The organism is Paraburkholderia diazotrophica, assembly GCF_038900755.1.
Classification (GTDB): Bacteria; Pseudomonadota; Gammaproteobacteria; order Burkholderiales; family Burkholderiaceae; genus Paraburkholderia; species Paraburkholderia diazotrophica_A.
The window spans coordinates 1-14,765 of the sequence record NZ_JBBPEN010000022.1 but is presented as its reverse complement, the minus strand read 5'-3'; the positions used below and the strand labels follow the sequence as shown (position 1 = coordinate 14,765).

The 14,765-nt window shown below is 60.9% G+C and carries 9 protein-coding genes and 8 pseudogenes; 13 read left to right on the top strand and 4 right to left on the bottom strand.

The features are described from left to right. Positions 1–19: 19 nt before the first annotated feature. From AABE10_RS34020 to AABE10_RS33995, 5 genes and pseudogenes are all read left to right on the top strand, one after another. Positions 20–403, top strand: a pseudogene (locus AABE10_RS34020) (IS21 family transposase); the annotation flags it as partial. Positions 404–1,174: 771 nt separating this feature from the next. Continuing rightward, the gene (locus tag AABE10_RS34010) at positions 1,175–2,653 is read left to right on the top strand and encodes an aldehyde dehydrogenase family protein (protein WP_342937479.1); all 1,479 of its coding nucleotides are present in this window, start codon (positions 1,175–1,177) and stop codon (positions 2,651–2,653) included. A gap of 88 nt (positions 2,654–2,741) precedes the next feature. After that, positions 2,742–4,805 carry a maltose alpha-D-glucosyltransferase gene (treS, locus tag AABE10_RS34005; RefSeq protein ID WP_342937478.1) on the top strand — a complete coding sequence of 688 codons (2,064 nt, stop codon included), beginning with the start codon at positions 2,742–2,744 and terminating at the stop codon, positions 4,803–4,805. 62 nt (positions 4,806–4,867) lie between these two features. Then, a pseudogene (locus tag AABE10_RS34000) lies at positions 4,868–5,488 on the top strand (ABC transporter ATP-binding protein); the annotation flags it as partial. Further along, positions 5,443–5,674 (top strand): annotated as a pseudogene (locus AABE10_RS33995) (ABC transporter permease); the annotation flags it as partial. The pseudogenes AABE10_RS34000 and AABE10_RS33995, both read left to right, overlap by 46 nt. On the opposite strand, the pseudogene AABE10_RS33990 reads toward AABE10_RS33995, so the two are convergent. After that, positions 5,664–5,861: pseudogene (locus AABE10_RS33990) on the bottom strand (ATP-binding protein); the annotation flags it as partial. The pseudogenes AABE10_RS33995 and AABE10_RS33990 overlap by 11 nt on opposite strands. Between AABE10_RS33990 and AABE10_RS33985 the strand changes: the two are divergent. From AABE10_RS33985 to AABE10_RS33975, 3 pseudogenes are all read left to right on the top strand, one after another. Then, positions 5,861–6,202: pseudogene (locus AABE10_RS33985) on the top strand (ABC transporter permease); the annotation flags it as partial. The pseudogenes AABE10_RS33990 and AABE10_RS33985 sit on opposite strands and share 1 nt — an antisense overlap. An 18-nt stretch (positions 6,203–6,220) precedes the next feature. Next, positions 6,221–6,615: pseudogene (locus AABE10_RS33980) on the top strand (ABC transporter permease); the annotation flags it as partial. 3 nt (positions 6,616–6,618) lie between these two features. Next, positions 6,619–6,964 (top strand): annotated as a pseudogene (locus tag AABE10_RS33975) (electron transfer flavoprotein-ubiquinone oxidoreductase); the annotation flags it as partial. A gap of 305 nt (positions 6,965–7,269) precedes the next feature. Here the strand turns inward: AABE10_RS33975 and AABE10_RS33970 are convergent. Beyond that, the gene (locus AABE10_RS33970) at positions 7,270–8,289 is read right to left on the bottom strand and encodes a ParB N-terminal domain-containing protein (protein WP_342937477.1); all 1,020 of its coding nucleotides are present in this window, start codon (positions 8,287–8,289) and stop codon (positions 7,270–7,272) included. Further along, on the bottom strand, positions 8,286–9,179 hold the full coding sequence (locus AABE10_RS33965) for a ParA family protein (protein ID WP_342937476.1): 894 nt from the start codon (positions 9,177–9,179) through the stop codon (positions 8,286–8,288). Before AABE10_RS33965 ends, AABE10_RS33970 begins: the two co-directional genes overlap by 4 nt. A gap of 439 nt (positions 9,180–9,618) precedes the next feature. Here AABE10_RS33965 and AABE10_RS33960 point away from each other — a divergent pair, with 439 nt between their 5' ends. The 5 genes from AABE10_RS33960 (at position 9,619) to AABE10_RS33940 (ending at position 13,182) form a co-directional block, all read left to right on the top strand. After that, positions 9,619–10,056: a helix-turn-helix transcriptional regulator gene (locus AABE10_RS33960; RefSeq protein WP_342937475.1), complete on the top strand. Its 438-nt coding sequence runs from the start codon at positions 9,619–9,621 to the stop codon at positions 10,054–10,056. Between the two features lie 139 nt (positions 10,057–10,195). Continuing rightward, the gene (locus AABE10_RS33955) at positions 10,196–10,408 is read left to right on the top strand and encodes a hypothetical protein (protein ID WP_342937474.1); all 213 of its coding nucleotides are present in this window, start codon (positions 10,196–10,198) and stop codon (positions 10,406–10,408) included. Positions 10,409–11,000: 592 nt separating this feature from the next. After that, the gene (locus AABE10_RS33950) at positions 11,001–11,129 is read left to right on the top strand and encodes a hypothetical protein (RefSeq protein ID WP_342937473.1); all 129 of its coding nucleotides are present in this window, start codon (positions 11,001–11,003) and stop codon (positions 11,127–11,129) included. 18 nt (positions 11,130–11,147) lie between these two features. Further along, positions 11,148–11,957: a fatty acid desaturase gene (locus AABE10_RS33945; RefSeq protein WP_342937472.1), complete on the top strand. Its 810-nt coding sequence runs from the start codon at positions 11,148–11,150 to the stop codon at positions 11,955–11,957. Then, positions 11,944–13,182: a sodium:solute symporter gene (locus tag AABE10_RS33940; protein WP_342937471.1), complete on the top strand. Its 1,239-nt coding sequence runs from the start codon at positions 11,944–11,946 to the stop codon at positions 13,180–13,182. Before AABE10_RS33945 ends, AABE10_RS33940 begins: the two co-directional genes overlap by 14 nt. Positions 13,183–13,344: 162 nt before the next feature. On the opposite strand, the pseudogene AABE10_RS33935 reads toward AABE10_RS33940, so the two are convergent. Continuing rightward, a pseudogene (locus AABE10_RS33935) lies at positions 13,345–13,668 on the bottom strand (LysR family transcriptional regulator); the annotation flags it as partial. Positions 13,669–14,765: the final 1,097 nt, after the last annotated feature.

Sequence of the window (14,765 nt, the reverse complement as noted above, 5' to 3'; positions counted from 1 at the left end):
GCAGGATTCCGTGCAAATCAACACCGACCGCTATGAATCTCGCGCGGGCGACACCGTACTGGACTTTGCACGTCACTACGGCAAGTCATTCCTCACTGCACGCGTATATCGCCCGATGGACGAGCCGAAAGTAGAAGTTGGTCCAAGTGGTCGAACGCTAGATCATGGCGCGCCTGCGCCATCATCGGTTTGCGTCGGTCCACTCGGTCAATGAAGTGATCCGACCGCTGCTCAAGAACCTGGACGAGCGTCCTTTCCAGAAGCTCCCGGGATGCCGTGCCAGCACATTCGCCGAATGGACACACCGGCACTGCAGTCGCTGCTAGCTCAACCCTATAAACTTGCACGATTCAACACGGTAACCGTTCACATCGACTACCGCGTTGAGATCGACAAACACCGCTAGAGCCTGCCGCACGCGCTGATGAGGCAAGGTCATTTATGGTTCCACGCGGTTCCGGCGAACATGCTGCTTGAGACAGAAATGCTCCGGGGGCACGCCTCTTCCGCCAGTTGCCATGCCGCCGAGCCCGCGTAATCCTGCTCGGCGCGTAAGTCGTATGCCCGTTTCAGCGGGCAATGTCGTCGCCGGAATCTACGGCCGCCGCACCGCATCCAACCGTTGCCGCTTTTTTCGTCTGGCGATGCTGCCATGGATATGACGCGCACGCCAGATGTCTCTCGGTTTTTCTTAGTGATTCCAGGTCATTCGATACGGCTAGGCGCGTAAGACCGACCGACACAACGTAACTCCGGGAGTCGAAGCGCCGACGATGTATTCAGTAGAACATAGTCACGCGTTGATTGCGATCAAAGGCACAAAAGGCCTTTTCGCTATACTGCACATTAGGCGACTCGGGAGTGCTGTTTGTTTTGATTTTTACACGCTCCTTCCGAATAGTTTGCATGCCATGGAGGACATTTCAAAAGACCTCTTCGGAACATTGAAGATCTCCACCGGCAAACCAGGTGGCATCCTATCGTCAGCAATCCCTTGTAAATGTCGACGCGTCTTTCAAACCATATGCGCAGACGACGAAAGTCGGGGAGCCATGCATCACTACGCCCAGCTACCCAGCTCACCCTGGAGAGGCTGCGGTCGAAGCTAACGGGTTTGGCTCTGGATTAACAATCCCGGCAGTTCTTCTTGAAACTCTCTCGGACTGAGAAGCAGATGTTGAATGCACAGAAGTTTTACATCGACGGCATCTGGGTCGCGCCGTCGGGCGACGCCCGCCTCGCCGTTGTCGATCCCTGCACGGAAGAGGCGTTCGCGCAGATTGCACTCGGCAATGCCGACGACGTGGAGCGCGCGGTGACAGCCGCAAAGCGCGCGTTCGCGTCGTTTTCGCTGACGCCGCTGACCGAGCGCGTCGCACTGATTCGCCGCATACTCGATGCTTATACGGCGCGTTACGACGAGATGGCCGATCTCATTTCGCGCGAGATCGGCGCGCCGAAAATGCTTTCGCATACATGGCAGGCCGCGCTCGGCAGACGTCACCTCGAAGAACTCCTGCGTACCTGCGAGCGCTTCGCGTGGCAGCGCAAGAAGGGCACGACACTTGTCAATTACGAGCCAGTCGGCGTGGCCGCGCTCATCACGCCATGGAACTGGCCGATCAATCAGATTGTCTGCAAGGTCGCCCCCGCGATTGCCGCCGGCTGCACGATGGTGCTCAAGCCGAGCGAGATCTCGCCGCTGAACGCCGTGCTGTTCGCCGAGATTCTCGATGCCGCGGGCGTGCCGCCGGGCGTGTTCAATCTCGTGAACGGCGACGGCCCGACAGTGGGCGCGGCGCTCTGCAGTCATCCGGACGTCGACATGGTGTCGTTCACCGGGTCGACGCGGGCGGGAGTGGAAATCGCGAAGCTCGCGGCGCCGACCGTCAAGCGCGTGCATCAGGAACTCGGCGGTAAGTCCGCAAACATTCTTCTCGACGATGTGGACCTGGAAGCCGCCGTCACCTCGGGCGTCTATGAGTGCTTTGGCAACAGCGGCCAGTCGTGTAACGCGCCGACACGCATGCTGGTGCCCGCAGCGCTGCACGACGAGGCCGTGCGCATTGCACAGCATGCGGCGGCCTCTCACTGTGTGGGTCCCGCGAACGACGACCGCACCACGATGGGCCCTGTGGTGAGCGACGTGCAATATACGCGCGTGCAACGGCTGATCAAAAAAGGCATCGAGGAAGGCGCACTGCTCGCAGCCGGCGGGCCGGGACGTCCCGATGGCCTGACGCGCGGCTACTACGCGCGGCCCACGGTATTCGCAAACGTCGACCCTTCGATGACGATTGCACAAGAAGAGATTTTCGGTCCAGTGCTCGCCATCATGCCGTATCGCGACGAGGAAGACGCGATCGCGGTTGCCAACGATACACCGTTTGGACTTGCTGCATACGTTCAATCCACGGATCCGGCGCGCGCCCGGCGTGTGGCGTTCCGGCTGCGCGCGGGCAGCGTCTATCTGAACTATCCGGCGTGGGACGCGGGCTCGCCGTTCGGCGGTTATAAGCGATCGGGCAACGGCCGTGAATATGGCGAGTGGGGTCTGGAGGCGTTTCTCGAAGTGAAGGCTATCGTCGGCTATGACGATCAGGCGAGACCCGGCACGTGCGGTGACGTGCGCGCAAACTGTAACGAGGCATGAAGGCTCATTGGCCTCGGGGTATCCACGGCGCTGGTTGAGCGCGCCCAAACGCTGATATCGCCTCAAGAATATCTCGAGGAGGTCTGCCATGAATGTTCCGGCTTCAGAGCATATCCAGTGGCTCGTGAGTCTTTCAATGCTCCACCAGGTTCGCGCACGGGCACGCAGTTATGCGGGGCAAGCCAAGCTTTGGCGTCACCCCTATGCCGAGGCCCGCCCGCGTGGGGTGTGCGCAAATTCGTCTGTCTGGTTCACCGCGTACCCGAGCGCGGTTATAGCCGCGCCGGGACAGTCGGTACTCCAGGCATTGGGAAGCGAGACACTGTGGCGTTCGTTGTCCTCGATGGGTATTAATGCAATTCACCCGGGTCCAACCAAAGTCGCCGGTGGTCTTAATGGCGAGCGCTTTACCCATTCGGTAGACGGCAACTTTGATCGCATCGGCCTGGAGATCGATTCCAGATTCGGTACAGAAGAAGATTTCATAGCAATGAGTCGCATGGCGGCAGCGCACAACGCTGTTGTCATTGACGATGTCATTCCTTTGCATACTGGCAAAGGCCCCGACTTCCGGCTCGCTGAGATGAATTACGGGGACTATCCGGGCCTTTACCATATGATCGAGATCATGCCTGGCGACTGGAACCTTTTGCCAGACGTACCGGGAGGAAAAGATTCCATCAATCTGCCGACTGACGTGGTCGACACCCTGAAAAGCAAGTGCTACATCGTTGGCCAACTTCAGCGGGTAATGTTTTTTGCGCCAGGCGTCAAGGAAACAGACTGGAGTGCAACCGCGCCTGTATTTGGCGTAGACGGCGTAATGCGCCGGTGGGTATACCTTCACTACTTTAAGGAAGGTCAACCGTCACTAAACTGGCTCGACCCAACATTCGCCGCCCAACAAATCAGTATCGGTGATGCTCTGCACTCCCTGGACGTCCTCGGCGCTCGCGGACTTCGCCTAGATGCCAACGGCTTCCTGGGCATCGAGCGAAGACCACACGGCAATGCATGGTCGCAGAGCCATCCACTCGCGGTCGCGGGCAACCAGCTTCTCGCCGGGGCGATTCGTAAGGCCGGTGGGTTCAGCTTTCAGGAACTCAATCTCACCCTCGACGACATGGCGGCAATGTCCAAAAATGGCGCTGACCTGTCTTACGACTTCGTCACACGTCCTGCGTACCAGCACGCACTTCTGACGGGCGACACTGAGTTCTTGCGACTGATGCTACGCAAAGTCCATCAGTACGGCATCGACCCGGCGTCTCTCATTCACGCACTTCAGAACCATGATGAACTGACGCTGGAGCTCGTACATTTCTGGACGCTACACGCTAACGCAACTTTTATTTTCCAAGGGCAGATATGGAACGGCAACACCCTTCGAGAGCATATCCGGGAGAAGATGTACGAGCGCTTGAGCGGCGAGCATGCACCCTACAACCTTCCTTTCGTGACAAACGGCGTGTCTTGCACGACAGCCAGCGTCATCACTGCGGCACTCAATATTCGGGACCTGGACGCCATAACGCCCGGGGACAGAGACAATATCCGACAAATTCATCTTCTTCTTGCGATGTTCAATGCTTTGCAGCCCGGCGTTTTTGCAATATCGGGGTGGGACCTTGTCGGCGCACTGCCCTTACCCATTGAGGCCGTCGAGGAGCGAACGACTGACGGAGACACGCGCTGGGTACAACGCGGTGCTTATGATCTGACGGGAGAAAACCCGCACGCATACACATCTGATGAAGGCATACCGCGCGCAGTGGCCTTGTACGGTACGTTGCCGGAGCAGCTCGCCGACCCTGCCTCTTTCGCCTCGCAACTCAAGCGTCTCCTCGCTGTGCGTGACTCGTACGGCATTGCCTCGAGTAGGCAAATCGAGATTCCTGACGTTGTCGCGCCAGGCCTCCTAGTAATGGTTCACGAACTTCCTGGAGGGAAAGAGACTCAGATTACAGCTCTGAACTTTGGCGCAAGCACCGTCGATGAGACTATTACGCTACCCTGCACCGCGCCAGGACCTGTCATCGACATGCTCGCCGATTCTGTTATCGGTCACCTCGACGAACTGGGTAAGCTGCGAATACTGCTTGAGGGTCACCGAGGTGTATCACTGAGAATTGCGAGTTCTCTTTCCATTTGACGTGCATTAAGGGCGCACACCCGGCAATATCCCGGCAGTTGAATCAGACGCAGCGCTTCAGAAAAGGTCTCGACACGCGTTATCCGAAAGAACTGTCGGGCGGCCAGCGCCCGCGCGTCGCGATTCGCGCGGGCGCTCGCGATGCGGCCCGAGTTGCTGCTGCTCGACGAACCGATGTCGAATCTCGACGCGAAGCTGCGCGAGGAAATGCACATCGAACTGCGCGCGATCCAGAAGCGTCTCGGCATCACAACGATCCTTGTCAGGCACGATCAGGTCGAAGCGATAACGATGAGCGACCGCATCGCGCACGCCGTACGATGCTTACGAGCGCCCCGCCACGCCGTTTGCATCGACATTTCTCGGCCGCACGAACACGCTGCCCGGGGAAGTGCTCAGGCGCAATCCGCGCCACTCGGAAGTCGACGTCGCGGGCACGACGCTACATGTGCCGCACGAAGGGCGCGGCGCACGTGTACATCCGTCCGGAGAAAATGCGTCCGACGAACGGCGACGCTCGTATGCACGGACGCATCGCGACCCGCGTGTTCATCGGAATCAATGGCTGCTCGAAGTCGACACCGAGTTCGGGCAAGCTGCATATCGCGCAGCCGAACTACGGCGCGCCACCGCCCGAGGAAGGCCGCGAACCTACACGCTCAAAAACTACGCCGGAGTACTGAGCGATCCGTACTACGGCGAGATCTTCCCGCGCACGGCGGGCCTCGCGCTGACCTTGACGCTGCTGAGCGTGCTGCTCGGTGTCCCCGACACGATCATGCTCGCGCGCATGAAGCTGCCGTGGCAGCCGCTGTGCCTGTCGATCGTGCTCGGCCCGCTCCTGATTTCGGTCGTGGTATGTACGCTCGAGTGCCCGCGCCGGCAAGCATATTGGGCTAAGGCGCAAGCGAGCCACGATTTCCCCGCGCCGGTTGCGCCGCTGATGAGCACGCTTTAGGCAGTTTCGACCCAATCGCCAGGTGCGAGGCTCGTGAGCGAGCGCGGGTCCACGTCTCGGCCGGCACGAGTGTCGAGGTCTTCAATTGCGGCCAGCGGACATGGTGATGTCCGTGTGGGCGACGCTGCAAAAGCTCGATCCCCAGGTCGAATGGGCGGGACTGTCGCTCGGCGGCTCGCCTCTGCGCGTGTTGCGACCGCGTGGTGTTGCCGCAGATCATGCCCGGCATGCTGTCCGGCTCGATCATCGTGTTCGCGCTGTCCGCGTCCGCTTTCGCGACGCCCGCGCTGATCGGCGGCCGCCGTCTGAAGGTCGTCGCGACGGCCGCCTACGACGAGTTTCTCGGCACGCTGAACTGGCCGCTCGGCGCGAGCATCGCAGTGCTGCCGCTGATCGCGAACGTCTCGCCGAACGCCGCTTCAAGCACATTTTCGAGTGACGCGATGAGGATGACGCCATGAAACAGAACGGATTCTGGGGCCTGCTGTTCAACGCGCTGTTCCTCACTTTCATCCTCGCGCCGCTCGTTGTCGTGCTGCTGGTAGCGTTCACCGACAAGGGCTTCATCTCGATGCCGTTCGACGGCGCGTCGCTGCGCTGGTTCGTGCGATCCTCGACAACGGCGACATCGTCCCGGCGTTCTGGCTGTCGGTTCGGCTCGCGTTCGCGGCAGCGATGATCGGCGTCGCGCTCGCGATCGCGGTACCGCTCGCGGGCCGCGCCGCACTGATGAGCTTCTTCCTCTCGCCGATGACGATTCCTGCCGTCGTGCTCGGCATCGCATTCCTGCGCTTCTCGCTGCTGTACCTGAGCGGCTCGTTCTGGGCACCCGTCGCAACGCACGTGATCATCGCGTTTCTGTCTGAGGCCAACGCGAGGTCAGTGCCGGTCTGGCTGCTTCCGGACAACTTCAAGAACCACGGCAACCTCGTGGTCAGTCTCGGGAATGTTACGCGTTGGCTTGGCCACCAGGCGGAGGCGCTCCGTGCCGAGATTTTGCCGGTTTCGCGGCTGCGGAAGTGCTGTACAGCGACGTCGCCTCCTTGAAGGGCGTTGCGACGGGCAATCCCGGCATCGGCAAGGACGGCGAACCTACCGAAAACTTCCAGTCCGGCATGGAACTGCTTGCGAAATACACGCTGTTTTGCGAAGGCGGGCGCGCGGGCATATGGGCCGCCAGCTTTCGGAGAAATTCTGCTTGCACGTTTTCACCTTCGAACCGCCATCGAGCGTACGAGCTGTATTTGGCAGAAGATCGCGCAATGTCGGATCATAGATACTGACCTGAAACATCTTGGCGATCGGCACGAGGAAGGTCAGCATGAGGAACAGAATCACGGGCGCGACCAGCAACAACAACTTGTGCGTCTCGCGCCGCCGTGCTTTTTGAACGCGCGTTTTCAATGCGGCGCCCCACTGCTCCTGAAATGAAGCGTCCTGGCTGTGCGTCTCGGCCATAGTCATCGGGCTCATCGCTATCCTCCTATTGCCAGTAGTGCACGGCTGTCAGCCGAGCGCCAGCCGATAGGCAGCGTCTGCCCGGCCCGAAGGGAACCCAGACTCGACGTATTCGCCAACCTGCATCCCGCCCACTTCGCGCAGATCGCCGCTTGTGGCATCCGGCGTGCGCTCGAGCAGATGGCACATCCGGTCCAGCGCATCGCGCGACACACCCAGCTCGTCCACCATGCGTTGTCGCAATCCATCGACTAGACGTGCCGCGTCGAAAGCGGCACGCTGTGGCGGCATGCCGGCATCGCCCGGCTCGCAGCCAGCAGCCATGCCGGTCAGGTGCGGATCGATCACCCGCGCCTGCACCCATTGATCATCCAGGCCCAGACGCCTCGCCAGACGCAGGAGCATACCGATGCCGGGCTGGATGACATCAACGAGCGCACGGCGGCTGAGAAATGCGGTGGTGGGTCCAAGCGCGGACAGGCGCTCGATCGCAAACTGAAAAAGCGAAAGCAGTACATGGCTCACCGCAGCACCATCGTGCTCGAGCAGTCGCGAGAATTCGCGCAGCGACAGCGTGGATCCCCGTTCGGTTTCGAGATCGGCCTTGAGCGCCAGATAGCCGTTCGCCTTGTCCCAGAAGCACAGGTCCGCACGTTGATCGTTTTCGCGCAGATGCGCCGCCAGCAGCCTCGCCTCGCCGGGATACGGCACGTAGACAAAGTCGTAATGAAGAAAGCGTTCATCACCGGTTTCGTCGTACAGGACCATGGCCGCGGTCACGCGCGAATTCCCGCCCTTCGCGACCACGTAGCGCGTCTCACCAGGACGTCGGGTTACCGTCACGAGCTGCTCGATGCCGTTTGCGCGGATCGACTCCTTGAGTTCCGCGATGCGCTCGTGCGACGCGCGCCGGGGATTGCGCTCGTAGACCATTACGTCGGTGATCCTGAGCCGGATCACCGACGTCAACTGCGGATCGGGCGCCTGTGCACCCGGCGGCGCCACATCCAGGCGTTGCGCAGCAAGGTTTTCGCGCGCCCTGATGAGCGACTTTCCTGACGCGCTCATGCGACCGCCCCCTGTCCGCCGTCGCCCGTCCCCTCATCGTCGGTCCCGACGTCAACCAGCGTGCGTCGCGATGCCCCGGCATAGACATTCGCCAGCGACGGGAACAGTTCCCATGCGAGACGGTGCATCACGTTCCAAGCGGAATTGTCGAACCGCCTGCGACGATCGAAGTCGTGAACGGGAATGCGTGCCGTCGCAGCCGCACAATAGGCGGCCGCCGACGGGATAACCGTGTCCAGTATTCTCACTTTCGCGTGGTCCGCGAACCGTTGCCGCAGCACAGCCGAGAGTGCGCGGGCGTTGGTGGTGCGCTCGTGCGCATTGATCAGCGCGAGCAGATCACCCGAGCGAAACGACTCGCCAAAGTCGGCCAGCCGGTTCAGTTCATCGAGCATCGCGATCGTGCCCGTAGCGAACTCCCCGGCACTCAACGCATCGGGCTTGACAGGCGACACCATGATGTTGGCGGCCATCGCCGCGGACTTCTGCAGCTCGCCCACCGCGCCCTGTGTATCGATCAGCACGACGTCATAGGCTTCAATCAGCGGACTTTGCATCGCGCGACGCAGGATCATCAGCCGATCCTCACGGCGGTTGAGCCAGGCCTGCAGCCCCGCGTCCGGTGTGTCGGAATAGACGAGATCGAGATTCGAGAAGATCGTGCGGCTGATGCAGTCGGCGGCCGGATTGCCGCCTGAGGTCACGACGGCACTCAGACCCCGCGGTGAACGGTAATGGACGGGAAAGAACTTGCTTAGACTCGGCTGGACATCTGCATCGATGGCAAGGACCTTCAGGCCGAAGGCTGCGAGCAGGCCGCCCAGATTGGCGGCGACGGTCGTCTTACCGACGCCGCCTTTGGTGGAGACGAAGGAAATAACAGCCGGCACGGTGGGATATCCAGTACAGCGTCATCGTTTGAGCGGATAACAGAATCAGAAAGAAACCGATCAGGTTGGGTCGTGAGACGGCCCGCGCTGATCCGGGGCAGCAAAATCGTCAGCGTCACGTGCGTCAGTACGGGTCAATTGCGAGGCAATCCACTTTTCATACTCGTCTACGGGAAACAGACGCCGTCGACCTACGCGCAGTGACGGCGGCATCGGCAGCCCCAGCGTCAGGCGGTTGCGCGCGGTCGCGGGCGCGATATGCAGCTCGCGTGCAATCTCTTCCAGCGTATAGAACCGCCCGCCCGTCACGCGGACCTCGCGAACATGACGCCTATCGGTCCGCGGCCTGCTGCGTTGGTCCAGGTACGTCCAGTCTTGTCCATTACTCGAACGTTCCTATAATCAAGGTACAAAATCATCGTAGGAATGTGAGGCCCACATGTCAAGCAGCGCGGATCACGGCGACTACCACCAGCGCATCGTGCAGGTTCGTGAGCACCTCGAACTGTCTCAGGAAAAAATAGCCCGGCAGCTCGGGCTCTCCCTGCGTGCGTATGCGAACTACGAGCGTGGCGAACGTGCAGTCCCGGTCGAACTACTGCGTGCGTTGTACGAGCAGTTCTCGATCGATCCCGCCTGGCTGCTGACGGGCGACGGCAACATGATTCTCGATCGTGATGTGCGCTATCGGCTCGACCAGAAAGCGCTTGATAGCGTGCTGGTCGCCGTCGCACGGATCGAGGGCCGCCTTGATGTCCCGCTCGACGCGAAAAGGAAGGCGCGACTCATTGGCCTGCTCTACGAGCAGTGTCAGCTGCTGGGCGATAGTGCCGACGATATCCTGAAGGACTCGCGCATCAGTCGCCTGACGCGTTAGTTTCGCTAAAGTCAGCAACCGCGATAATTCCGCAATGGTGTCTGTCGACCATCGGCCGGCCATTAATCTTCGGACGTAGCGTTTTTCAATGCATGGATGATCATGCCTGCGATATCGCAATCGGTAGTGGAGAAATGCAATGGGACGTCGGGAAGAGATCAGCGAGGAACTCGATCAACTGGCGGGTGAAATCGAGAAGGATATTTTGCGTCGGCGCGTCGAGCGCGCCGCGCATCTGCCGTCGATTCCCGAAACGCATATCCGTCTTGAACTTTTCGTTACGCAGCACCCGCCCTCCGGCTTTCGGATCCATATCTCGATGGAACCGCGCGATGACGCCGAACCATCATAGCGGCGCGCGTCCCTCGCCCCGCCAGGCACTGGTCCTGGAAATCATGCCTTGATCGATTGCTCGGCCCGGGTGGCCGCCATCGGCACGCGATCTTGCTTCGATTTGCTGAATCAACGACAGTGTTCCGTTAACTGCCATCCTCGCGGTTGTGGGTGCGATATCCAGCGACCATCGTTACGGAAGGCACTGCGTCAGTCCGGGCCAAGATCGGGCGCGACGGGCAACGCGACAACTGGCGCGGCAACCGCGACGATAGCTTGTCCGCAACGCCTTCTTTGTCATACTGCACGACGTTTCTCAGTTCAACCAGGAATCGAACAGAGCGTCGATAACAGGGATCCCTACAGCACGGCCCGCCGGATTGCAGGAACCCGATGCAACTTCGTGATGCTCCGCGAGCAAGGCGATCCAGCGCGCACGCCGCTGTCGAAAATGCAACCCGCTGAACATTTGTGCAAGCACGTTCGACGCTTGCACATGTTTCGTAAGATCAAACTCTGTGGTCGGCGCCCCTGCGCTTCCATTCCTCCTTCGCATTCGCTGCGGGCGACGTGATTGTCTTCGATGCGAGGCCATTCACGCGAGGTAATCCATGAATCATCGCGCCGTGATCCACGATCAGGAACTGATCCGCTCCGCGTTTCCCGAATGGGACACGCTTCATCGGGCCGTGACTTCGCCTGACGTGGTCCCCGTCATTTTTGATATCGCGTTCGACTGACTGGGCATTGCGCTCGCCATGCTGACCCTGCATCGTTTGGGATGGATGTCCTCACCCGCTGCGATTGCATGGATTGCAAACCGGCAACGTGCACTGGGTAACCTGCTTCACGACGCCGCCCACCGCAGCCTTGCCCGATCAGCTCGCATCAATGACGCGCTGGCATGCCTCTTGATCGCGCCGGCGCTGTTCAGCAGCCTTGCGGTTTATCGGGAGCTACACGCCCATCATCACGCGTGGCTGGGCGATCCTGCGCGCGATCCCGACTATATCGCCGTTCCTTCGAAGCCTGGCGACCGCTGGTGGCAGCCGTTTTCCAAGGTTTTGTTCGCGCCAGCGGCATGCCTGAGTTCGACGTTCGGACACCTGCATCTGTCGACGCTTACATGGATGCAGCGCTTCGCCATCGTAGGATGGTGGTGCGCCGTACTGGGTGCCATGACGCTTCTATGGAGCGTGCGTGCGGCGGCACTTTTCTTCGGTATGTGGCTGCTGGCAAGAGCCACCGTCTTCCACGTGATCACCACGTTCCGGGAGCTGTGCGACCACTTCGGCCGGCAGCCAGGCGGCATCTTCAGATACACACGCGACGTGTCTTCCCGGTGCCTGTGGCGCGGGGTCATCCATCCGCATAACAACGGCTACCACCTGGCGCATCACCTGATGCCCGCGATTCCCTACCACCGACTTTCTTCCGTACATCAGCGCCTGCTGGAGCTGCCTGCCTTCGCCCGAACAGCGCGGGTGTGTCCGGCGTACTTTCGCGGACCCGACGCGGTCGTCCGTGAATGGGAAGTCGAAGGAGGAGCCAACAATGTTGCAGCGTAACCTTGGCGCGATGCACGTCGCCGCCCTGCTCGTCTCGGCAAGCTACGGCGTCGCGTTCCTGCTCGGTTCCGGTGAGATGGCAGTCCATTCCGGAATGGCGGGCAGCCTGTACGCGATCATCACCGCACTGGGTATGCTCGCGCTCGCGGTTGTCGCGCCGACGCTCTGGCGGGGACGCGAACTCATCTGGGATGTGTTGGGCGAGCGCTATGGCCCGATAGTGCGCAAGCTCGTGGCGCTGCTGTCGCTCGTCTGGATGGCCGGCGTGCTGGCAGCGCAGATCCATGGCGGTATCGCAGTGCTGGTCGCCGTCGGACTGCCAGCAACGCATGCACTGGCGGTGATTGCGGCTGCATTGCTGGTGATGTCTTCCATTGAGCTCGGCATGGCCGCCATGCTCTTTGCGGGCTGCCTGCTGGCAACGAACATCGCGCTCGTGCATGCGCTTGCAGCTTCGAATGGGCTGCCCGTGTACCTCCATGCGTGGCCGTCCTTCGTCCAGGAGACGCGCGCCGCACCACGCGCGGAAACACTGGTGACCATCGCAGCAGTTGGCTTCCTGGTGATCACGGGATCGGACTATCAGCAGTTCGTCATCGCGGCGTGCCGACCACGCGATGCGTGGCTAGGTTGCGTACTGGCGAGCCTTTTTCTCATGGCGACCGGGTTTCTCCCGGCCGCAACAGTCGTCGCAGCACTTCATGCCGGCAAGCTCTCCGGCCTGACGGACACCGCGAGCGCAATCCCGTGGATCATGCTGCAAACCGGTCGGTCAGTCGGGCCCGTTTGCATCGGCGTCATCCTGCTTGCTGCGCTTGGCTCAGGGACAGCGATCGCGCGCGCAATGTCATCGGCACTTGAGGGCCTGCATGCCAGAGATGGTCGCTACGGCTACGCGTCGCGCCTGCTGATCATCGTTATTGGTTGCGCAATCGCCACTGATGGCCAGGCGATTGTGTCGACCATCGTTTCGCTGAACGTCGTCTATGTTGCGGCCGTCGGCCTGCTGTTCCTCTTCCACGAGAGCGGTCGACAGGTCGCGCCGCGCTGCGCGTCAGCGATGCTGCTGTCCGGGGCCATCGTCTCCCTTCTCGTGTCGGTAATGAACTGGACTAGTATCGGCCATCTGCCCGCCTGGTTCCCGCTTCCGGCGGGGCTGTTCGCTTCCGCCTGCGTACCGGTCGCATGGCAGTTCGCGCCGTTTCTCGACCGGGTCCGGTCATAGAGTCGACTGGCCACCCGAACGCGCCCGGCTCGGGCGCCTGCGTGTTGACCACATCGACCTGACCGGCGCCCAGACCGCACCGCAGCGGGTCGCACCGAACCGTCAGCCGGTACTCTCACCCGACGAGGCCGGCTGAACCAGGCTGCGCCGCGCCGCCTCCATGACCGGCTCAAACCAGGTGGCAAGGGAATCAGCATTGACGGCCAGTGCCAGCGCTGTCGTCGCCGCTTTACCCGGTGTGACACACCGAAGCAGGTCATCCTCCTGAAGCCGGACCGTCATGAAATGACGAAAAACGTCTTCGCCCGCTTTTGTCGGCATCACGGGCGGTTCGCGGATGAGCAGCAGCGCCCCGATCGACTGTTCGAGCCGCTTGACCCGGCGAGTCGCTGCCGCAGAGGAGATGTTCAGTGCAGCCGCCGCCTGCGTGAAGCTGCGATGTTCGACCACCGCGGCGAACGTCTCCAGCTCGATCATATTCAGCATTGCGTCCACTTTCATCCTCGCTCTTCGATAGCGCGTCTGACACGGGAACATCAACGCCACGCAGCGTGCGGTATTGGCGCGGGTCGATGGTCCTCCTGTGCAGGCGCCTGGTGGTCAAGACCAGCGCGCAGTCCGTTGCAGAACTAACCTTGACCGAAAACCGTAGTCGGTATCTAGCAGATGGGGACCGCTGCAGGCCGATTCCCGTTTCACAGGCCTGCCTGTATTTTCCCAACCTAGACGCCTCCACCACTCGCTTCCGTACACGAGACTTTACCGTGCATGGCAGGCCGCTCTGGACCGGGAGGATAAATGCACCATTTGCCGTCCCGGTGACGAAAAAAGAACATCGCCTTCGACCCGCCTCCGTTGTCTGCGACAACGCAAACGTAACGTCCCGCCCCTGATCGCCCGTAATGACTGACCCGGAACCCTCTCTCCGGGTCGGGTGCCAGCCAGTCCTGGACCATGTCTCTCAACGACATTCCTGAAATCGCCATAAACTTGTCCATCCTGTTCGAAGGTTGGGGTACTGCGATCTCACGGGTTGACACAAGTGATACGGCTCGCCGGAACACGCGTTCGACCTGCCCAGGACCTAGGCTTACTTCGGACTTGCATTTCGTGCTGCAGTGGCAAATCGATACGACCCTGCCCCGTGGAACGCTGCGTTGCCGCAATTGACGCCGTCATGCTTGCACCGGTCAGCCTATGCGCCTGACGATATGTGCAGCGCGCCGATGGTGCTTTCTCCGCATGCGCGGCGGCCCTGCGCGGCTTCGCCATACCGGCTAGCCGCCCGTCAGATTCTGCAGCGGTGCCTTCGACCGAGTAACCTTCAGGCACGCTAAGCCAACGCCGAATGAGGTTGAATCGGCTTTTCAGAAAGGGAAGACCCGATAAGTCTTACGACATACTCCACCTCTCCGGGACGTAAAACATCCCACCGTACCGTCATTGCCATGTCACCAGTCCACTGCGTCATTGAAATGGCACCGGACGAATTCGCCGCGATGGATCGTCGTACTTCCATTTAATCGGCGTGGGATTCTTGTTGTGCTTGCGGATATAGCGCATCAGCTTGCGCTCCAGATCCT

Bases quoted from the DNA above. Each gene is read 5' to 3' on its own strand.
- AABE10_RS34010 (WP_342937479.1), top strand. From the start codon at position 1,175: ATGTTGAATGCACAGAAGTTTTACATCGACGGCATCTGGGTCGCGCCG.
- treS (WP_342937478.1), top strand. From the start codon at position 2,742: ATGAATGTTCCGGCTTCAGAGCATATCCAGTGGCTCGTGAGTCTTTCA.
- AABE10_RS33970 (WP_342937477.1), bottom strand. From the start codon at position 8,289: ATGAGCGCGTCAGGAAAGTCGCTCATCAGGGCGCGCGAAAACCTTGCT.
- AABE10_RS33960 (WP_342937475.1), top strand. From the start codon at position 9,619: ATGTCAAGCAGCGCGGATCACGGCGACTACCACCAGCGCATCGTGCAG.
- AABE10_RS33955 (WP_342937474.1), top strand. From the start codon at position 10,196: ATGGGACGTCGGGAAGAGATCAGCGAGGAACTCGATCAACTGGCGGGT.
- AABE10_RS33950 (WP_342937473.1), top strand. From the start codon at position 11,001: ATGAATCATCGCGCCGTGATCCACGATCAGGAACTGATCCGCTCCGCG.
- AABE10_RS33945 (WP_342937472.1), top strand. From the start codon at position 11,148: ATGCTGACCCTGCATCGTTTGGGATGGATGTCCTCACCCGCTGCGATT.
- AABE10_RS33940 (WP_342937471.1), top strand. From the start codon at position 11,944: ATGTTGCAGCGTAACCTTGGCGCGATGCACGTCGCCGCCCTGCTCGTC.